Here is a 21,220-nt window from a genome sequence, read left to right on the forward strand (position 1 = left end):
AAAATATTCGTTTTATTGTACGAACTTTATATTTAAATATTATAATATAATACGTATTTTAGCAACACATATTTTAAATTTTTAAAAAATATTTTTATGCTATTTAAATATTCTTATACTACTTAAATTTTTTTATACTATTTAAATAAATATCAATTTTCCTATATAAAAAATGAGTTGTCTCAAATTTAACTTTGGGACAACTCATTTTAGTTTATTTATTTTAAGAATACGAACTTACATATAAATAATATAGATAGTATTATTAAAGATATATTTACTTCTTCTTTTCTATTTGTTGCAAATTTTAATATTGTAAAAGATATTATTCCAAATATTATTCCATCAGCTATGCTGTATGCAAGTGGCATCATAGCAAATGTTAAAAATGCTGGTATCGCATTTGTAAAATCATTAAAATCTATTTTAGTAAGAGAACTTGCCATCATAACTCCAACTATTATAAGTACAGGAGCTGTTGCTTGAGTTGGAATTGATACAAATATAGGTGCAAAGAATAATGATAATAAGAATAAAACACCTGTCGTAACTGCCGTTAATCCTGTTCTTCCACCTTCACTTATTCCTGAAGCACTTTCAACATATGATGTAACTGTAGATGTTCCTAATAATGCTCCTGCTGTTGTTGCTATTGCATCTGCAAACAATGCATTCTTAGCATTTGGTAAATTACCTTCTTCATCTAACATATTTCCTTTAGATGCTACACCTACTAAACATCCAACTGTATCAAACAAATCTACAAATAAGAATGTAAATACTACTACTACCATATCAAAACTAATTATTTGATTCATAGGAACTGTTAAAGCCTGTAAAAATACTGGTTTTATCGATGGTATACTTGAAGATATTATTGCTTTAGGTAATTCAACTAATCCTGCAACCATTCCTATAACTGATATAATTACCATCCCTAAAAGAAATGCTCCTTTTACATTTTTAGCAATAAGTACTGATGCTATTATTAATCCTAATATAGTTAATAATACTAATGGATCATGTACATTTCCTAACTGTAGTATAGTATCTCCATGAACAACTATTCCTGAATTTGATAATCCTACAAGTGTTATAAAAAGTCCTATTCCAGCTGTAACTGCATATTTTAAAACTGATGGTATACAATTAAGTATTTTTTCCCTGATATTGGTTGCTGTAAGTATTATAAATATTATTCCTTCTATTAAAACTGCACATAATGCAAACTGCCAAGTATATCCCATACTTAAAACTACTGTATATGCAAAGAATGCATTCAGGCCCATACCTGGAGCTAAAGCTATTGGATAGTTAGCTAAAAGTCCCATTGCCATACAACCTATAAATGCTGATATTGCTGTTACTGCAAATACTGCACTCTTATCCATTCCTGTAGATCCAAGTATATCTGCATTAACAACTAGTATATATGCCATTGTCATAAATGTTGTTATACCTGCTATTATTTCTGTTTTTACATTTGTGTTATTTTCAGATAACTTAAATATTTTTTCTAAAAATTTAATATTATTGCTATTATCAGCTACTTGCATGAAATACCTCCATTTTTTTATTTTTGCCTTCTAAAGTTCGTTTATATATTAATATTATAGATTATATTATAATATATAGTTCATATATTTTCAAGATTTATTGAACATTTTTTATTTTTTTTTATTTAATAGTTCGTTTTTTAATAAAAAAATATGGTATCTAAATTAATAGATACCATATTTTCGTAAAGTGTTAAGGTTAAATATATATTAAATTTTTATATAAACAAATTTATTGCTTTATTATTTATTTACCAAATTCATTAAATTCTTTTTCATTTGATGGTATTACAAGTTCGCCAGATTTTATCTTCTTAACTTGATCATTTACATAAGTTAAAACATCTTCTGGTATTAATTTAGCAGTATTATCTGCTATTCCAACACCATCTTGTTTTAATCCATATACTTTTTCAACTCCACCTTCTAATTTTCCATCTGCTAATTCTTTAACTGTTTGATATACAGCTACATTTACTTTCTTTAAAGCAGATGTTAATATATTTTTAGGAGCTAAACTACTTTGGTCTCTATCAACACCAATTATATATTTATTTTGTTCTTTAGCTACTTCTATTGCACCTAATCCTGTTCCACCTGCTGCTGCAAGTATAACATCTACATCATTGCTATATAATTGACTAGCTATTGATTTACCTTTAGCTGCATCTCCAAATGTCCCTGCATACTGAGTTTTTACTTCTGCTGATTCATTAGCTGTTTTTACTCCAGCTTTATATCCATATTCAAATCTAGATATAATTGGGTTGTTCATACCACCTAAAAATCCTACTTTATTAGTTTTTGTCATTTTTCCAGCTATAAGTCCTGTTAAATATGTTGCTTCATTTTCTTTAAATAATATCGGAGTTACATTTTTAGGTATTTCATCGTAAGTTTCGTCTATTATAGCAAATTTTTGTTCTGGATAATTTTTAGATTCTGTCTTTATATCATCCACCATAGTGTTTCCTACACCTATTATTAAATCTAGACCTTCATCCACTAAGCTTTCTATATTAGGCATATATTCTGATTGTTGTTTTGATTCTACAACCTTTATTTCTATTCCTAAATCTTTTTTAGCTTGTTGTAATCCTTCGTAAGCAGATTGATTAAAAGATTCGTCATTTATCCCACCTACATCTGCTACCATACCTACTTTAAAAGTCTTTTTCTCAGCTTTCTCTGATGATTCTTTACCACATCCAACTAGAAGTGATGCTGATAATACTGTAACTAATGATAATGATATTAATTTTTTAAATTTCATAATTTATTCCTCCGTTGCCATTTGTGCAAAATGTCTATTTTTTAGTTTATTCCCATTCTATTGTTCCCGGTGGCTTAGAAGTTATGTCATATACTACTCTATTTACTCCATCAACTTCATTTACTATCCTATTAGATATTTTTTCTAAAACATCATAAGGCATTTTATACCAATCTGAAGTCATTCCATCAGAAGATGTAACAGCTCTTAATCCTACTAAATAAGCATACGTTCTTTCATCTCCCATAACTCCAACTGTTTTTACATCTGGTAAAGTAGCAAATGCTTGCCATATATCCGTATATAATCCAGCTTTTTTAAGTTCATCCATATATATAGCATCTGCTTCTCTTAAGATATCACATTTTTCCTTAGTTATAGTTCCTATAACTCTTATTCCAAGACCAGGACCTGGGAATGGATGTCTGAAGATTAATCCTTCTTCTATTCCAAGTTCTAATCCTATCTTTCTCACTTCGTCCTTAAATAATTCTCTTAAAGGCTCAACTATTTCAAATTCTATGTCTTCTGGTATTCCTCCAACATTATGATGTGATTTTATAGTAGATGCGCCTCCATCTCCATGACCACTTTCAATAACATCTGGATATATAGTTCCTTGAACTAAGAAATCTATTTTTCCTAATTTATTTGATTCTTCTTCGAATACTCTTATAAATTCTTCGCCAATTATTTTTCTCTTAGCTTCAGGTTCTGATACACCTACTAATTTAGATAAAAATCTATCTTCACAATTTACTCTTATTAAATTCATGTCAAATTTTTCTCTAAATATTCTTTCTACATCGTCACCTTCATTTTTTCTAAGTAATCCATGATCTACAAATATACAAGTTAAATTATCGCCAACAGCCCTATGTACTAATACTGCTGCTACAGAAGAGTCAACTCCTCCACTCAATGCACATAATACTTTTTTATTTCCTATTTTTTCTTTTAATTCTTTTATTTTATCATCTATAAATGAATCAGTTGTCCAGTCTCCACTTACCTCACAAATATTATATAAGAAGTTTTTAATTATCTTATCTCCTTCTAAACAATGTTCTACTTCTGGATGGAACTGTACTCCGTATAATTTCTTTTCTGTATTTTCCATAGCTGCTACAGGGCAATCATTTGTATGCGCAACTATTTTAAAGTCTTCTGGAAGAACATCAATTAAATCAGTATGACTCATCCAAACAGTATTTGTAGAAATACCTTCAAATAGAGTAGATTCGCTATATGTTATTTGAGTTTTTCCATATTCTTTTTCACTATTATTTCCTCTTCTAACATTCCCTCCTAAAGTATGAGCCATGGTTTGAACTCCATAACATATACCAAGTATAGGAACTCCTATTTCAAAAATTTCTTTGTTTATTTTAGGTGAATTTTCTAAATACGCACTATTTGGTCCACCTGTAAAAATTATCCCTTTTGGATTTTTTGCTTTTATTACCTCTATATCAGTAGTACAAGGAAGGATTTCGCAATATACATTATTTTCTCTAACCCTTCTTGCTATTAATTGATTATATTGTCCACCAAAATCTATTACAAGTACTAATTCATGTTTTTTCATATTTATATCTCTCCTTGCATACTATAATTTGGCGCTTCTTTAGTTATAGTTATATCATGTGGATGACTTTCTTTTAATGAAGCTGCTGTTATTTTTATAAACTGTGCACTATCCATTAAATTTTGTACTGTTGAAGCTCCACAATAACCCATTCCAGCTCTTAAACCACCTATCATTTGGAAAATTATATCTTCCGCTTTTCCTTTATAAGCAACCATTCCTTCAACACCTTCTGGAACTAGTTTTTTAGAGTTTTCTTGGAAATATCTATCCTTAGACCCATGCTCCATAGCTGCTATCGATCCCATACCTCTATAAGTTTTATATGATCTTCCTCTGTAAAGAACTGTTTCTCCTGGACTTTCTTCTGTTCCTGCAAATAATGATCCCATCATACATACAGAAGCTCCTGCTGCTAAAGCCTTTACTATATCTCCTGAGTATTTTATTCCACCATCTGCTATTACTGGTACTCCATATTTTTTACCAACCTCAGCACAATCCATAACAGCTGTAACCTGAGGAACTCCAATTCCTGCTACTACTCTTGTTGTACATATAGATCCTGGTCCTATACCTACTTTAACACAATCAGCACCTGCTTTTATTAAATCTTCTGTTGCTGCTGCTGTTGCTACATTTCCTGCTATAACTTGAAGTTGAGGATAAGCTTGTTTAACTTTTAAAACTGCATCTAAAACGCCTTTAGAATGACCATGAGCTGTATCTAAAACTATTGCATCTACATTTGCCTTAACTAATGCCTCTACTCTGTCTAGCATGTCATTAGTTATTCCTACTGCTGCTCCACATAATAATCTTCCTTGTGAATCTTTAGCTGAATTTGGGAATTGTATTTTTTTCTCTATATCTTTTATAGTTATTAATCCTTTTAAATAACCTTCATCATCTACGATTGGAAGTTTTTCTATTTTATGTTTCTTAAGTATATTTTGAGCTTCTACTAAATTTATACCTTCTTTAGCAGTTACTAAATTTTCTTTTGTCATAGCATCTTCTATGCTCTTAGTCATATCATCTTCAAATTTTATATCTCTATTTGTTATTATCCCAATTAATTTATTATTTTCATCAACTATAGGTACTCCTGATATTTTATATCTAGCCATAATATCATCTGCATCTTTTATAGTATGATTTTTAGATAAATAAAATGGATCTACTATAACTCCACTTTCACTTCTTTTTACTTTGTCTACTTCTAAAGCTTGTTCTTCTATAGACATATTTTTGTGTATTATCCCTATTCCACCTTGTCTAGCCATAGATATAGCCATCTTTGACTCTGTAACTGTATCCATACCTGCACTCATTAAAGGAATATTTAACTTTATTTTTTTAGTTAGGTAAGTTTCTATATTTACATCCTTTGGTAATACTTCTGATTTTTGAGGAACTAATAAAACATCATCAAATGTTAATCCTTCTTTTATTATAGTTGCCATAGTATTTCTCCCTTCATGATTTCAATTTATACGAATATTTTATTTAAAATATATTGATTTGTTCGATTTTAAAAAAGTTAACAAAAAAACCTGTATAGTAACTTCCATCATTTCTAATAAAAGTGAAATTACTATACAGGCTTCCAAAACATCTCTAAATTATAGCCAATATATAGGGAACTCGTTCAGCCTATACATTTACTTTATTAGATGTTCTGATATAATAATTTCACTCATAGTCAAGACATTTACGGTATCTCGGTAGAAACTCTCAGACCTTATTTCCAAGTATATACGAGTGATTTGTAATCTTATTTCATAAATTTTTTCTTAAGTTGAATACTAATTTATCAAAATTTGTTCATTATGTCAATAAGTTTATCTTATATTCTTCGTTTATTATACAATTTATTATATTAAATATTTGATTCAAAGGAATCCCTTTATTTTTTGCTATTTTTTTACATTCTTCATATTCAGGAGTTGCCTTTATCAATTTATTTTTATAATATCCTAATTTAACTGTTATATCTCCATAATGTGTATTTATTTTAATAAACTTTCTCTTAAGTCTCTCTCTATTATATTTATGATATCTTACTCCAAATGTACTCGTTTCTATAAGTAATAATTCTACAAATTTTTCTAAATCATTTTCATTACATAAAATAGAAATTTTATTTGATGGTCTATTTTTTTTCATATATATACTTTCAGTATAAATATCTAGAGCTCCTTCTTCTAAAACTTTCTCATATAAATAAGAATATACCTCTGAAGACATATCGTCAATATTCGCAATTATTTCATATATTACTTCTTGTTTTTTTTTTGACCTAAAATACATCTTAACATATTAGGTATCTCAAATTGCTTTTCTCCAATTCCATATCCAATTTTATCTGGCTCAAATTCTAATGTATCTATAAATTCATTGCATAATGTTTTTATTATTGCTGCACCTGTAGGCGTTGTACATTCGCCCTTTACTGAATTTAATTTAACTGGGACTCCTTTTAAAATTTCTATCGTTGCAGGAGTTGGCACTGGCATCATTCCATGATCACATTTTACAAATCCAGAACCTAATGGTACTAAACTTGAATATATTTTATCTACACTCAATAAATCAATTAGTATAGAACTACCTACTATATCTACAATAGAATCTATTGCCCCCACTTCATGAAAATGAATTTTATCTATGGTTGTTCCATGTACTTTAGCTTCTGCTTCACCTATAGTCATAAATATATCTTTAGACATTTTTTTTATGTTATTATTTAAATCACTATTATCAATAATATCAAACACATCTACTAAGTATCTATATGCACTGGTTTCTTTTGTGATGACATTTACATTTGTACCCACTATCCCACTTTCATTTTTAGAGGTTATTTCTATTTCAAACTCATCATCTAATTTTAATTTACTCAATTCCTCTAAAAATATTTCTTTAGGTACACCTAAGTTTAGTAATGTAGATAATGTCATATCACCTGATATTCCATTTATAATATCAAAATAAAGAACTCTCTGATTCATATTTTTTCTCCTTAAATACACATACTTTGTATTTTTAAAACTATTTCAGCTTATTTATCATCGATGCTAAATATCCTGCTCCAAATCCATTATCTATATTTACTACAGAAATTCCTGACGCACAACTATTTAGCATTGTAAGAAGAGCTGATAGACCTTTAAAGTTTGCTCCATAACCCACTGAAGTAGGTACTGCTATAACAGGAACATCAACTAGACCTCCGACTACACTAGGAAGTGCACCTTCCATACCTGCTACAGCTATTATCACCCTTGCACTTTGTATTAGATGTCTTTTATTTAATAATCTATGTATTCCAGCTACTCCTACATCATAAACTCTTTCTACTTCGTTTCCTAAAAATTCAGCAGTATAATAAGCTTCATCTGCCACAGCTATATCCGATGTTCCACCTGTAACTATTAAAATTTTTCCTTTTCCTTTATTTCTAATATTATCATTTTTTATTTTTAATATTCTTGATAATTCTTCATACTCAGCATTACTATATATTTTTTTTATTTTTTCAAATGTTTCTTTTCTACATCTAGTACCTAATATATTATATTTTTTTTCATTCATCTTTTCTATTATGCCAATTATATGCTCATCACTTTTACCTTCACAATATATAACTTCTGGGTATCCATTTCTTAATTCTCTATGATGGTCTATGTTCGCATATCCTAAATCTTCATATGGAAGATTTTTTAACTGACATAGTGCATCTTCTACACCTATATTATTATCCTTAACTTCCTCAAGCAATTTTCTTAAATCCATAATAATCCCTCTTTGTTTTTATAAAAATTTTGTTTTAAATATAGTACCTTAACCCCAACTATATTTTTAAGAAAGATATATGGAAACTAGTCCACTTCCCTAATTCACTATCTACATAAATATGTCCTTCATGTGATTCTACAATTGCTTTTGTTAAAGCCAATCCTATTCCTATACTTTGAGGATTAATATTATTTTCATCTTTATAGAATCTTTCGAATACTTTTTTTAACTTATTTTTAGGAATTCCTTTTCCATTATCCTTTATTATTATCTCGACTGACATTGGACTTTCATCAATTGCAATAAATATATTTCCACCTACATCTGTATGTTCTATTGAGTTTTTTATAATATTTGCGATTGCTTCACTCATCCAATTCCTATCATGCATTAGTTTTACATCTTTCTCTGCTATAAATTCAATCTTTTGTTGCTTTAACTCTGCTTTTTTTCTTAATCTAGATATTGAGTCATATATCGTTTCATTTATAGAATTCATTTCTTTATCAAACTTAACTGAGTTACATTCTAATCTTGCATACTTCAGCAAAGTTGTTATTAACCAATTCATTCTTCCTAATTGATCTTTACTTAAATTTATAAACTCTTTCATATCTTCATCGTCATCTGTATTATATTCTAACATTATGTCATTATACATAGTTAAAGCTGAAAGAGGTGTTTTTAATTGATGAGATATATCATTTATAATATTCTTTAAAGTTATTTTTTCTTCTTTTAATTCATCAATCATCTTATTCATTCTTTCTTCCATCAAATCAAATTTACTATTAAACTTGCTAAAAATTCCTTCTTCAAAACTGCTATAAGATACTTTACTAATTCTTCCCTCTATTATATTTTCAGCTCTTTTAGTTACTGACTTTATATTTTTCACTATTTTCTTAATAAAATGATTTATAGATAAAATTGTGCATATAAAAAATAATATCCAAAATATAAAAAGTGTTTTTGTTTTTATGCTTATAATATTTTTAGTTAATGGATTAATATCTCTACTTATATTCGTATTATATGAGTATTTTTCCATAATTCTTTTACCTAATTCATATTCTGATAAATCCTTACCTGTAACAGTTGCTACTATTTCTTCCTCAAGTTCAGGATTGTATTTTACTACTTGTCCAACAATAGATATATTTTGATTTATATAATCACTTTCTATTTTACACAAAATACTATTTACAGCTAAATTTAATCCAAAATAACCTATAATAAAAACTATAATTAGTGATATAAGGATATTTCGTCTCTCTTTATCCCTTATAATATCTAAAATACCGTTCATGTTTAAACTCTCCTTACTTCTGGATTAAATTTATAACCTATCCCTCTTACAGTTTGTATATAATATGGAGATTTTAAATCATCTTCTATTTTTTCACGTAATCTTTTTATATAAACATTTAAAGTATTACCTTCCACAAAATCACCTTCGACATCCCATAATTTTTCTAGTAGAATATTTCTACTCATTACATTTGGCGAATTTTCCATAAGAATTAATAACAATTTATATTCACTTAACGTTAAAATAACTTCTTCTTCATTTTTTATAACTTCATGGCTCAACAAATCAATTTTTAAATCTTCTGATTCTAAAACATGCTTATTATTTATATTGTTTTTTATTTTTTTTCTTTTTCTTAAATTTGCATTTATTCTAGATATAAGTTCTTTTAATCTAACAGGTTTTGTAATATAGTCATCTGCTCCAATATCTAATCCCATAACTATGTTACTTTCTTCATCACAAGCTGTAGTAAATATTATAGGCATTTCAAATCCTTTATTTCTAGTTTCTTCGCAAAATTCATACCCAGTTCCATCAGGTAGCATTACATCTAGCAATATCAAGTCAATATTTTCATCTATATATTCTCTTGCTTGTCTTAAATTAGTTGCATGTAATATATTAAATCCTTCTTTTTGTAATGTATATATAAATCCTAAAGCTAACGGTCTATCATCCTCTACTAATAATATATTATCCATATTTACCTCCTTGTCTATGTAAATATAATATCAAATATTACGACATATAATAACACTTATATTCTATATGACTGATTTCCTCTTATTTTAAAACAAAAAGAGATTTAATAGCAACATTAAATCTCTTTTTGTTTAAAATAATTTACTCTTCATTTTTTATCATATCTATCATATCAAATTTCTTTAACTTAATTATAGGAATTAAGGTACTTAAAATATTTATTATAAGTAGTCCAGATATCCCTATTATAAATATAAATATTGGCATATTAACTACTCTTGAATCTCCATGTCTAATTAAATTTACGTATATAAATTTCAAAATTATACATGATATAGGAACTGAAACTATACATGGTGTAATCCAATTAACTATACCTTCGAAAAGTATACTTTTTATTAAATCTTTTTTATTCATCCCAATTGCCATAAGAGTTCCAAATTCTTTCTTTCTATACAATATTGCTGAACTTCTATTATTTATAATATTTAAGATACTTATTAACATGGTAAGCCCCGCGAAGCTATATATTATTATACTCATTCCTATTATATAATGTTTGTAATGCTCCTTAATCATATAATGATCTTCATATGTATAACCCAAATCCAGAGTTATATAATCTTTTAGTTTTTCTGAATAAATTTTTCTGACTGACTGATTATAATAATCAAATCCTATTTTATGTTGTTGTATACTATTCAGATCTCCATCAACCATTTTATCTTTATATTTATCATATGTATTTTCAGAAACAATTATAGAAAATGTATTATCATTCATTATTCTGTCACTATCTATTATTTGATTCTTTCCTATACTCCCAATTACATGTAATGTAATCTTTGATTTTTTAGCTTCTTCTAAGTCTTTTTTCGTTGGATTTTCAAATTTTTCAATTGAATCAACAGAATTTACAGGATATATATTTATATTATCCTTTTCTTTAAAACTAGTCGAAGCTTTTTCATATATCCTTCCTTTCAAATCTACACTTATCGGGTTAACAAATATAACTCCATTATTTTTAAATTTTATTAAATCCGCATAATTTCCTTTTATTTCTTTGTTTATTTTATTAAAAGCCTCATCATCATATACTAATATTTCTCCATTGTGAAAAACAGTTCCATTTAATTTTTCATTATATTTTAAATCTGTTGTGTCAAATGATTTATCATAAGATTTTATATTTTCAATCAATAAATCTTTGCCCATTATATGAGTTTTATATATTTTTCTTCCTATTTTATCTTTAATTAAATTTTCTTTAATTTTATTTAATAATTTATCATCATCTGATATTCTACTTAGCATACAACTAATAAACTCTTCATCATCTATATCATAAGTATTATCTTTCTTAGAATAATCATAGGTATTATAAATATATTCAGCAATATCTGTATACGTAGAAATTTCAACATCAGAATGATTATTATTTGAAAATTTATTAATACCAACTATTATTGCATCTATATATCCACTAAAAACTAAAAACATTATCAAAGATGCCGATAATGCTAATGTAGTTATTATAAAGCTTCTATTATTAGCTCTCAAATTTCGGTAAGCAAGTTCTCCTTCTACGCCTAATAGATATCTTAAAAACTTACTTTTTCTCTTTTTTATATTTTTTTCTAACTTTAAAGAATTACTCTTTATACCTTGTATCAACGAAATTTTTGATGCTTTTAATGCAGGCTTAGCCGTAGATAAAATTATTGTCACTAGTGTTATAAATACTACGCATAATATAATTTTTGGTGAAAGTTTTACGTTTACACCATAAAAATCAATAGCCATGCTATTCTTTACAACTATATTTATTATAAACCAGGTTATTAAATGACCTATTAAGACTCCTGGAAAAATAGATAATCCACCTAATATTAAAGATTCTTTAAATATTATTTTTCTTATTTGAGTTGGAGTTGCTCCTATACATTTTAATAAACTAAGTTGATTAATTTTTTCTGTAATAGATGAATTAATAGAACTATATATTAGTACTACTGTTGATATAAACACTATGATAATCATCACTAATTCTATAATCTTTTGAGATATAATCATATGACCAGTCATGTCTTCTCCCATATAATATAAAAGCGTAGAATTATATTCCAAATAACTCACTTTGCTTTTTTTAAAATTATATACATTATCATAATTTGCAACTTCAATATCTAGATCCTTAGCTATTCTATCTAATATCTCAACCTTACCGTTTGTTTTATTTAATCTTACAAATACACATAATTTTGTATAATTATCCGGATTTTCAAGATTCGATAGTCCTATCAAGTCTTGAGAATTTGTATAAGTTCCTTGGAAAAATCCACTTATTTTATAACTTTTATCTCCAGCATTAAATATATCTCCTATTTTTTTGTTATATTGTTCTTTTGCCTTTCTCTCTAAAATTATCTCTTTTGATGATTTAGGAAATTCACCTTCTACTAAATTCATAGATCCTTTATATGTGTTAGAGATAAAATTTTCATCTACTGAATATATTTTTAGATTATAGTTTTGATTACCTAAATTATATTTACCTATAAAGTCTTCTGCTCGTAATGAATAATCTTTTATTTCTACATTATTTTCAATAAATTTAATCTTATCATGTGAAATATTATAAAATATTCCCTCCGAATTACCCTCATAATATTTTGCTTCAGCAATTCTATAAGATTTAATAAATTCACTATATTCTCCTATTGAAGTAAATAAAATCACTGAAATTATTATCCCTAAAAGCGTTAATACATTTCGTTTTTTCTTTGATTTCATTTGCTTTAGTACTATATCAGTATAACTATTCATCTGATATCACCTCATCATTGAATATCATACCGTCTTTTATAGTTATAACTCTGTCTGCCATCTTAGCTATATTTAAATCATGTGTAATTAAAATTAATGTTTGATTATATTTTTTTGCACTAAATTTTAAAATTTCCATAATATCTTTTGATGTTTTAGAATCAAGGTTACCTGTTGGTTCATCTGCAAATATTATAGAGGGCTTATTTGCTAAGGCCCTTCCAATGGATACTCTTTGCTGTTGTCCTCCAGAAAGTTGTGATGGTAAATGATTTTTTCTATCCTCTAACTGCAATAACTTAATTAGTTCTTTTTTATAAAATTCATCCATTTTACTTTTATCTAATAAAACTGGCATTTCTATATTTTCTTCTACGGTCAAAACTGGTATTAAATTAAAAGATTGAAAAATAAATCCTATATTTCTTCTTCTTAAGATAGCTAATTCTGTTTCACTCATATCACATAAATCTTTTCCATTTATACTTACCTTACCACTCGTAACTTTATCAATTCCTCCCATCATGTGAAGCAAAGTGCTTTTTCCCGATCCTGATTTACCTACTATTGCAATAAACTCACCTTTTTTTATTGATAAATTTATATTTTTAAGGGCATCTACTTTTCCTTCGCCTTGTCCATAAGACTTGCACACATTTTCAACCTTTATTATATTCACACGATTTCCTCCAAACACATTTACTATCCATTATTCTATCACTGTATATCTAATATAATTCTAAATATATAATACAACGTTTTTATTACTTTTTTATAAATTTTGTTATTACTTTTTAGTAATTTTCTGAAAATTTAAAAATACATAAAAAAGAGCTATCTCAAAATTAAAATTTAAGATAACTCTTTTTTACATATTAAATTTTATTTAATAGAGCCTTACTCTACATCATTCCCGGCATTCCTGCTCCCATACCTGGCATTCCTTCATCACTTTGTGGAAGATCTGCTACTGCAGCTTCAGTAGTTAAAAATACTCCTGCTATAGATGCTGCATTTTGTAAAGCTGTTCTAGTAACCTTAGTTGGGTCAACTATACCATACTCTATCATATTTACATATTTTTCATTTAATGCATCAAATCCTACTTCAGCAGATTCACTCATAACATTTTGTATTATTACTGCTCCTTCAAGTCCTGCATTCAATGCTATTTGTCTTAATGGCTCTTCTAATGATTTTCTTATTATTCTAGCACCTATCTTAACTTCACCCTCAAGCTCTTCTACTAACTTATCTAATACTGGTATTATGCTAACATAAGCAGTTCCACCACCTGCAACTATACCTTCTTCAACAGCTGCTCTTGTAGCGTTAAGAGCATCTTCTATTCTTAGTTTCTTTTCCTTCATCTCAACTTCTGTAGCAGCACCTACTTTTACTACAGCTACTCCTCCAGAAAGTTTAGCTAATCTTTCCATTAATTTCTCTTTATCAAATTCTGAAGAAGTTTCTTCTACTTGATGTTTTATTTGATTTACTCTATTTTCTATTTCAGATTTTTCACCATATCCATCAACTATAGTTGTACTGTCTTTTGTAATCTTAACTGAAGATGCTCTACCCAACATAGTAACATCAGCTTCTTTTAAGTCATATCCTAATTCTTCTGAAATTACTTTTCCTCCTGTAAGTATTGCTATATCTTCAAGCATAGCTTTTCTTCTATCTCCAAATCCTGGAGCTTTAACAGCTACAACTTCAAATGTTCCTCTTAGTTTATTAACTACTAATGTAGATAATGCTTCACCTTCTACATCTTCAGCTATTATTAATAATTTTTTACCTTGTTGAACGATTTGCTCTAGTACTGGTAATATCTCTTGTATATTAGATATTTTCTTGTCTGTTATTAATATATATGGATCATTTAATACAGCTTCCATTTTATCTACATCTGTAACCATATATGCAGATACAAATCCTCTATCAAATTGCATACCTTCAACAGATTCTAATTCTGTATTCATAGTTTTTGACTCTTCAACTGTTATAACTCCATCTTTTCCTACTATTTCCATAGCTTCTGCTATTAACTTACCTACTTCTTCATCTCCAGCAGATATAGATGCAACTTGAGATATAGATTCTTTAGTTTCTATAGTTCTTGATTGATCTTTTAATTCTTTAACTGCTACTTCTACTGCTTGTTGTATACCTTTTCTTATAAGTACTGGGTTTGCTCCTGCTGTTACATTTTTTAAACCTTCTCTTATTATAGCTTGAGCAAGTACTGTTGCAGTTGTAGTACCATCCCCTGCTACATCATTAGTTTTAGTAGCAACTTCTTTAACTAATTGAGCTCCCATATTTTCAAATCTATCTTCTAACTCTATTTCCTTAGCTATAGTAACACCATCATTAGTTATTAGAGGTGCTCCGAATTTTTTATCTAAAATAACATTTCTTCCTTTAGGACCTAATGTAACTTTTACTGTATCCGCTAATTTATTAACACCAGCTTCTAAAGCTTTTCTTGTATTCTCAGCAAATTTTATTTCTTTAGCCATTTTAAACCCCTCCTAATAAAATTATTCTATTACTGCTAATATATCATTCTGTCTTAATATTGTATATTCTGTTCCTTCTATTTTAACTTCATTTCCTGCATATTTTTGGAATATAACTTTGTCTCCAACTTTTAATTCCATTTTTATTTCTTTTCCATCTACTACTCCACCTGGTCCAACTTCTACAACTTCTGCCATTTGAGGTTGCTCTTTAGCTGCTCCTGGTAAAACTATTCCACTTGCAGTTTTTTCTTCAGCTTCAACTTTTTTTATAACTACTCTGTCAGCTAATGGTCTTATTTTCATAATTTATACCTCCTAAGTGAATTTTTATATGTAGAAATATATCTTCATCTATTTTTGTCACTCTACTAAGTAGAGTGCTAACAATTATTATGATATACTAATTATCCATAATTTTCAATAGTTTTAGTAAAAAATTTAATAACCTTTTTTAATATTTTAAAGTATAGGAGAAAATAGTCTTGCTATGGATTCTTTAGCCTTTTTTATAATTTTTCTACTTTCAAATTCATCTCTATTTATTTCTTTACTATTTTTCATATCTTCAAAAAAATCTTTCTTCATTATTTCTATAACTTTTTTATCATATATGAATGCATTTATCTCAAAATTCAACATAAAACTTCTTAAATCCATATTAGCAGATCCTGTTGATGAAATAATATCATCTATTATTACTACCTTTGAATGGATAAATCCTTTTTCATATAAAAAAACTCTACCTCCAGATCTTAATATATCTCCAAAATATGAATAAGATGCTGTATTAACAATTTTATGATCAGCAATTTTAGGAAATATTATCCTTACATCCACTCCACTTAAAGCAGCACTTTTCAACGCTCTTAATATACTTTCATCAGGTATAAAATATGGTGTTTCTATATATACACTTTTTTTAGCCTGACATATAGCTGAAAAATATGCATAATGTATAGATTCCCAATCACTATCTGGTCCACTGGCTACAACTTGAATTATACTTTCTCCTATTTTGTTAATTTTAGGGAAATATTTTTTAGTCAATATAACTTCCTTTGTTGTATAATACCAGTCTATTAAAAATACCATTTGAAGCATATATACTGAAGTTCCTTCTATTCTAATATGCGTATCTCTCCAATATCCAAATTTTTTATTTTTACCTAAATATTCATCGCCTATATTGATTCCACCTGTATACCCGATTTTCCCATCAATTACAGCAATTTTTCTATGATTTCTGTAATTAATTTTGCCTCCTATTATAGGAAATTTAGCTGGTAAAAAAGCTTCTATTTGTATACCATGATACTTCATTTCTTTAAAAAATTCTCTCTTAAACCAAAATCTCCAACAACCTACATCATCATAAATTATTCTTATTTGAACCCCTTCATCAGCTTTTTGTATTAAAAGCTTTTGTATTTTTCTACCTATATTGCTGTCCTTAATTATAAAGTATTCTAAATGTATATGTTCTTTAGCATTTTTTATATCTTCAATAAGCCTATCAAATTTTTCATTTCCATCAATAAATATATCTACATTATTATTAGTGGTAAAAGGAAATTTCCCTGTATTTAATAATAATCTAATTACCCTTTTCTTTGCATTATCTACTTCATTATCATGCAAAAGCCTATTATCATCTATAGTTTGTTGCTCAAGTCTTACTAGTTCTTCAATTTCCTCTAAATTATAAAAGAACTTTTCTTCTCTTATGTTATTTGCAAGTTTTTGTGTTCTAAATATTTTTCTTTTTCTTAGATTCCTGCCAAATATAGCATAAAAAATCAATCCTATGCCTGGAAGTAATAAAAAAATTAATAACCACGTCATAGTTTTGGAAGGGTCTCTATTTTCAAGTAATATAGTCATTGAAACTACTGCACCTGCTAAATAAGATATAATTAAGTAACTTAAAAATAATATCCCTGATAATCCCATATTCTCTCCCCTTTACTTATCTACCAATTCCTAATTCCCTAGCATAGTAGAATAAATATTGTTGTGCAAATCCCGATAAATCACCAAACTTATTTATTGCATATGCTCTTATTTTAGGTAAACTCATATCTTCATTTACATAAAATTCTTGCATAACTCTTTTTACCCAAATATCTACTGGAAAAGTATCATATTTTCTCATTCCAAATAGAGCTATACAGTCTGCTACTTTCGGACCTACTCCATTAAATTTAGTTAATTCTTTTACACATGTCTGTGTATCTAGATTTATGTATTCTGTTACATCATCATTTTCTTCAATAACTCTATCTGTTGTACTTTTTATATATTTATCCCTAAATCCTGTTTGACATGCTCTTATCTCTTCTTGTGAAGCTTTGCTCAATTCTTCTGGTGTTGGAAACGCATAGTACTTTTTTCCTTTATATTCTCCTAAATATTTACCATATTTTTTAGATAAATTTTCTATGGCCCTTTGTATCATAGGTATTCTATTGTTAGATGATATTATAAATGATATTAACATTTCCCATCCATTTTGTCTTAATATTCTTATCCCCCAACCAAACTCTGTAGCTTTTAATAAATAATCATCCATATTTTTTAAATTATTTTTTATTTGTGTGTAATTAGTTCCTAAATCAAAATAATTAAACCAAATACTATTAAAATCCTCTAAATTAGTATTATTTAAATATATTTTATTACCCTCTTTTTTTATATTTAAAATTTTTCCATATGCAACACCTGTAAAAGATCCATCTTCATTCTTATTCCATCTAAAACATTGCCCACATTCAAATATATGCTTAGGATCAAAATCTGCTACTTCTTCTAATATAACCGAATTATCTTTTTCATAAGCCTTCATTAATTCATTCTCCTTTAATTTACATCTTATTATTTCATGATATATTTAATTTACCCATATTTTACATAAATTAAATAAAATTTTTTATATACAAATTTAAATTCAGATGTCTAGAGTAGTATTCTAAGAATTTTTCTGATAAAATACATTAAACATTACTTTTAGAAGGTGAATTTATATGAAAAATAAAGGAATTTTTATTGCGATAGAAGGGCCTATAGGTGTAGGAAAAACAACTTTAGCTACTATACTTAGTAATCACTTTAATCATACTCTTTTACGAGAGATAGTTGAAGAAAATCCTTTTTTATCAAAATTTTATAATGATATTAAAGAATATGCTTTACAAACAGAAGCATTTTTTCTATTTAATAGAGTAAAACAGCTAGAAGATATTGAAAAAAATACTTTGAGTAAATCACAATGTGTTATTAGTGATTATCATATTATAAAAAACCTTATATTTGCAGGATTAACACTTGATAAGATGCAATTTCATAGATATAAACAAGTATACAATACTTTTGTTAATGATTTACCTCAACCAGACATAATTGTTTATTTAAATTCACATACAGATATCCTAATGAAAAAAATTGCATTAAGAGATAGAAGTTTTGAAAGACAAATGGATCGAAATTATATTGATGAATTGAGTAGAGAATATAAATATTACTTCAATCCCTTGTCTATAAAACATAACTTTATGGGAACAGAACCTATTATAATAGAAGTTGATAATTCAAATTTAGATTTTTTAAATAATGAAAAAGATAAAGCGTTTATAATAAACAAAGTAGAACAAGCAATCAAACAACTAGGAGGATATGCATAATGTTTAAATTAGTAAACCAATGCAACAAGCCTTTAAGTAGAGATTTATTTATAACTGTAGCTGGTAATGTTGGGGCCGGTAAATCAACATTAACTAAATTAGTAGGTGAAAAATTAGGATTTGAAACCCATTTTGAAAAGGTGGATGGTAATCCTTATTTAGAAGATTTTTATTTAGATCAAGAAAAATGGGGATTCCACTTGCAATTATATTTTTTAGCTCAAAGATTTAAGCAACAAAAAGAAATAGATAATAATGGCCTTAATAATATCCAAGACAGAAGTATCTATGAAGATGTTGAAATATTTGCTAGGAATTTATTTGATAATAAAAAAATGAGTAAAAGAGATTATATAACTTATAGAGATTTATTCAATGATATGGTTCCTCATTTAAGAAGACCTGATTTAATGATTTATCTTAACGGATCTATAGATACAATAGTAAACAGAATTAATCTTAGAGGACGTGAAATGGAAAAAAGCGTTGATATAAATTATTGGAAAAACCTTCACAATAGATATGAACGATGGATAGGTGAATACAGTCAATCTCCTGTTTTATATGTTAATATAAACGAAATTGATATAATAAACAACCCAGAACATCTTGATTTATTATGTAATGAAATTAAAAAAGCATTAGGTATTGGGGCTGTCTCAAAAATACAATAATTTTGTGAAGTAACCTAGCGAAGGGGTGAGATATAAGTTCCACCGACATTTGCAGGCATGATTTTCACCTGCATGGAGGAGAACTTATACTCATCCCAAGCGGTAGGTTAACCACAAAATTCTATTTTAACAAAATCCCAGTACCTTTTTAATTTATTTATAATATTAAATATATTAAAGTTGTTGCTGATATTATTTGAACTAACCCTACAAAGAATCCATATAAAGATACAGCTTTTCCTTGTTTAATTAAATCTCTTATGTTAACTTTTAATCCAATAGCTGCTAATGCTATTATTTCAAATTTATTACTTAACTCTTTACAAATTAATGATGCTTGAGTTGGTATTAACTTTAAAGAGAATAGTGCACACGCTACAAAGAAAGCTATTACATACCAAGGCACTTTTACCTTTCCCTTTTTAGTATCCTTTATTTCTTCTTCTAATATTTCTATATTTGATTTATTCTTTAAGTGTCCAAATACAAATACAACAACTACCAATAATATAACTCTAACTATTTTAAACAATGTTGATAGTTCTTTTACTTTTTCATTTACCATGGCTCCACTTGCTACAACTTGTCCAACAGATTGTAATGTACCACCTATAATTGCTGATGTTTTCATAGGTTCAAGGTTATATAAGAAGTTTGCAATTATTGGTAACGAAAACATTAAAAATATACCTGTTACATTTACTATTGTTATTGCGATTCCTTTGTCTTTATCATCTGCGCCTATAACAGGTGCAGTAGAGGCTATAGCTGATGAACCACAAACTGCATTTCCACTAGCCATAAGATATCTAAAATTTTGTCCAAATCCTAATTTTTTTCCTATATATAATGCAGAAATTATAGTTATTGACATTTGTAATACTATGAATAATATACCTGATACACCTAATTCCATTAATGTTGATATACTAAGTGTTGCTCCAAGCAAAGCTATTGAATATGATAATAAATCTGTTTCTGAAAATTTGTATCCCTTTTGAAAAACATCTTGATTTAAAAACAAGTTACCTACGAACATACCTAAAAATATAGCTATAGATGCTGCTCCTATCTTAGGTATTATATTTGCAAGTAACATACTTGCTACTCCAACTGAAACAGATACTATTAGACCTGGTAATATATCTTTCACTTTAATTTTCATTAAATTTATGTTATCTTTTAACATTATATATTAATTCCTTTCTTTATGAATTTATTTTAATTACGTCATAGAAATAGTATATATAGAAAATATCCATAAGTAAAATAAA

Annotated in this window: 16 protein-coding genes, 1 pseudogene and 1 riboswitch; of the genes and pseudogenes, 2 read left to right on the forward strand and 15 right to left on the reverse strand. The window is 27.4% G+C overall.

Annotated features, from left to right (window positions below; genetic code table 11):
- Positions 1-218: 218 nt before the first annotated feature.
- The 14 genes and pseudogenes from CHF27_RS09210 to CHF27_RS09280 all read right to left on the reverse strand — a co-directional run bounded on the left by CHF27_RS09210 (position 219) and on the right by CHF27_RS09280 (position 18,437).
- Positions 219-1,556, reverse strand: coding sequence for an NCS2 family permease (locus CHF27_RS09210; protein WP_095406540.1), 1,338 nt, complete (start codon positions 1,554-1,556; stop codon positions 219-221).
- A gap of 247 nt (positions 1,557-1,803) precedes the next feature.
- Positions 1,804-2,829: a BMP family lipoprotein gene (locus tag CHF27_RS09215; protein WP_095406541.1), complete on the reverse strand. Its 1,026-nt coding sequence runs from the start codon at positions 2,827-2,829 to the stop codon at positions 1,804-1,806.
- A gap of 46 nt (positions 2,830-2,875) precedes the next feature.
- Positions 2,876-4,417 carry a glutamine-hydrolyzing GMP synthase gene (gene guaA / locus CHF27_RS09220; RefSeq protein WP_095406542.1) on the reverse strand — a complete coding sequence of 514 codons (1,542 nt, stop codon included), beginning with the start codon at positions 4,415-4,417 and terminating at the stop codon, positions 2,876-2,878.
- A 2-nt stretch (positions 4,418-4,419) separates the two neighbouring features.
- On the reverse strand, positions 4,420-5,883 hold the full coding sequence (gene guaB / locus CHF27_RS09225; RefSeq protein WP_095406543.1) for an IMP dehydrogenase: 1,464 nt from the start codon (positions 5,881-5,883) through the stop codon (positions 4,420-4,422).
- 216 nt (positions 5,884-6,099) lie between these two features.
- Positions 6,100-6,201, reverse strand: a riboswitch (purine riboswitch).
- Between the two features lie 46 nt (positions 6,202-6,247).
- Positions 6,248-7,431: pseudogene (gene larC, locus CHF27_RS14735) on the reverse strand (nickel pincer cofactor biosynthesis protein LarC).
- Between the two features lie 40 nt (positions 7,432-7,471).
- Positions 7,472-8,215, reverse strand: a complete 744-nt coding sequence (larB, locus tag CHF27_RS09240) for a nickel pincer cofactor biosynthesis protein LarB (protein ID WP_095406545.1) — start codon at positions 8,213-8,215, stop codon at positions 7,472-7,474.
- Positions 8,216-8,273: 58 nt separating this feature from the next.
- Complete coding sequence (locus CHF27_RS09245) at positions 8,274-9,527, reverse strand: sensor histidine kinase (protein ID WP_095406546.1); 1,254 nt, start codon at positions 9,525-9,527, stop codon at positions 8,274-8,276.
- Positions 9,528-9,529: 2 nt separating this feature from the next.
- A complete protein-coding gene (locus tag CHF27_RS09250) occupies positions 9,530-10,234 on the reverse strand; it encodes a response regulator transcription factor (protein WP_095406547.1) in 705 nt (234 codons plus the stop codon).
- Positions 10,235-10,376: 142 nt separating this feature from the next.
- Positions 10,377-13,064 (reverse strand): ABC transporter permease, encoded by a 2,688-nt coding sequence (locus tag CHF27_RS09255; RefSeq protein WP_095406548.1) that lies wholly within the window; start codon positions 13,062-13,064, stop codon positions 10,377-10,379.
- A complete protein-coding gene (locus CHF27_RS09260; protein WP_095406549.1) occupies positions 13,057-13,743 on the reverse strand; it encodes an ABC transporter ATP-binding protein in 687 nt (228 codons plus the stop codon). The genes CHF27_RS09255 and CHF27_RS09260 overlap by 8 nt, the downstream gene beginning before the upstream one ends.
- 223 nt (positions 13,744-13,966) lie before the next feature.
- Entirely contained in the window at positions 13,967-15,592 is a 1,626-nt protein-coding gene (groL, locus tag CHF27_RS09265; RefSeq protein ID WP_095406550.1) for a chaperonin GroEL, read from the reverse strand.
- 21 nt (positions 15,593-15,613) lie between these two features.
- Complete coding sequence (locus tag CHF27_RS09270; RefSeq protein ID WP_095406551.1) at positions 15,614-15,898, reverse strand: co-chaperone GroES; 285 nt, start codon at positions 15,896-15,898, stop codon at positions 15,614-15,616.
- 156 nt (positions 15,899-16,054) lie between these two features.
- Positions 16,055-17,545, reverse strand: coding sequence for a cardiolipin synthase (gene cls, locus CHF27_RS09275; protein ID WP_095406552.1), 1,491 nt, complete (start codon positions 17,543-17,545; stop codon positions 16,055-16,057).
- Between the two features lie 16 nt (positions 17,546-17,561).
- On the reverse strand, positions 17,562-18,437 hold the full coding sequence (locus CHF27_RS09280; RefSeq protein ID WP_095406553.1) for a DNA-3-methyladenine glycosylase family protein: 876 nt from the start codon (positions 18,435-18,437) through the stop codon (positions 17,562-17,564).
- Positions 18,438-18,615: 178 nt separating this feature from the next.
- Here CHF27_RS09280 and CHF27_RS09285 point away from each other — a divergent pair, with 178 nt between their 5' ends.
- On the forward strand, positions 18,616-19,272 hold the full coding sequence (locus CHF27_RS09285; protein ID WP_095406554.1) for a deoxynucleoside kinase: 657 nt from the start codon (positions 18,616-18,618) through the stop codon (positions 19,270-19,272).
- Positions 19,272-19,946, forward strand: coding sequence for a deoxynucleoside kinase (locus tag CHF27_RS09290; RefSeq protein WP_095406555.1), 675 nt, complete (start codon positions 19,272-19,274; stop codon positions 19,944-19,946). Before CHF27_RS09285 ends, CHF27_RS09290 begins: the two co-directional genes overlap by 1 nt.
- Positions 19,947-20,103: 157 nt before the next feature.
- Here the strand turns inward: CHF27_RS09290 and CHF27_RS09295 are convergent, their stop codons facing one another.
- Positions 20,104-21,135 carry a YeiH family protein gene (locus CHF27_RS09295; protein ID WP_243444988.1) on the reverse strand — a complete coding sequence of 344 codons (1,032 nt, stop codon included), beginning with the start codon at positions 21,133-21,135 and terminating at the stop codon, positions 20,104-20,106.
- Positions 21,136-21,220: the final 85 nt, after the last annotated feature.

Source organism: Romboutsia maritimum (assembly GCF_002251085.2).
Classification (GTDB): domain Bacteria; phylum Bacillota; class Clostridia; order Peptostreptococcales; family Peptostreptococcaceae; genus Romboutsia_B; species Romboutsia_B maritimum.

Bases quoted from the DNA above. Each gene is read 5' to 3' on its own strand.
- CHF27_RS09210 (WP_095406540.1), bottom strand. From the start codon at position 1,556: ATGCAAGTAGCTGATAATAGCAATAATATTAAATTTTTAGAAAAAATA.
- CHF27_RS09215 (WP_095406541.1), bottom strand. From the start codon at position 2,829: ATGAAATTTAAAAAATTAATATCATTATCATTAGTTACAGTATTATCA.
- guaA (WP_095406542.1), bottom strand. From the start codon at position 4,417: ATGAAAAAACATGAATTAGTACTTGTAATAGATTTTGGTGGACAATAT.
- guaB (WP_095406543.1), bottom strand. From the start codon at position 5,883: ATGGCAACTATAATAAAAGAAGGATTAACATTTGATGATGTTTTATTA.
- larB (WP_095406545.1), bottom strand. From the start codon at position 8,215: ATGGATTTAAGAAAATTGCTTGAGGAAGTTAAGGATAATAATATAGGT.
- CHF27_RS09245 (WP_095406546.1), bottom strand. From the start codon at position 9,527: ATGAACGGTATTTTAGATATTATAAGGGATAAAGAGAGACGAAATATC.
- CHF27_RS09250 (WP_095406547.1), bottom strand. From the start codon at position 10,234: ATGGATAATATATTATTAGTAGAGGATGATAGACCGTTAGCTTTAGGA.
- CHF27_RS09255 (WP_095406548.1), bottom strand. From the start codon at position 13,064: ATGAATAGTTATACTGATATAGTACTAAAGCAAATGAAATCAAAGAAA.
- groL (WP_095406550.1), bottom strand. From the start codon at position 15,592: ATGGCTAAAGAAATAAAATTTGCTGAGAATACAAGAAAAGCTTTAGAA.
- CHF27_RS09270 (WP_095406551.1), bottom strand. From the start codon at position 15,898: ATGAAAATAAGACCATTAGCTGACAGAGTAGTTATAAAAAAAGTTGAA.
- cls (WP_095406552.1), bottom strand. From the start codon at position 17,545: ATGGGATTATCAGGGATATTATTTTTAAGTTACTTAATTATATCTTAT.
- CHF27_RS09280 (WP_095406553.1), bottom strand. From the start codon at position 18,437: ATGAAGGCTTATGAAAAAGATAATTCGGTTATATTAGAAGAAGTAGCA.
- CHF27_RS09285 (WP_095406554.1), top strand. From the start codon at position 18,616: ATGAAAAATAAAGGAATTTTTATTGCGATAGAAGGGCCTATAGGTGTA.
- CHF27_RS09290 (WP_095406555.1), top strand. From the start codon at position 19,272: ATGTTTAAATTAGTAAACCAATGCAACAAGCCTTTAAGTAGAGATTTA.
- CHF27_RS09295 (WP_243444988.1), bottom strand. From the start codon at position 21,135: ATGTTAAAAGATAACATAAATTTAATGAAAATTAAAGTGAAAGATATA.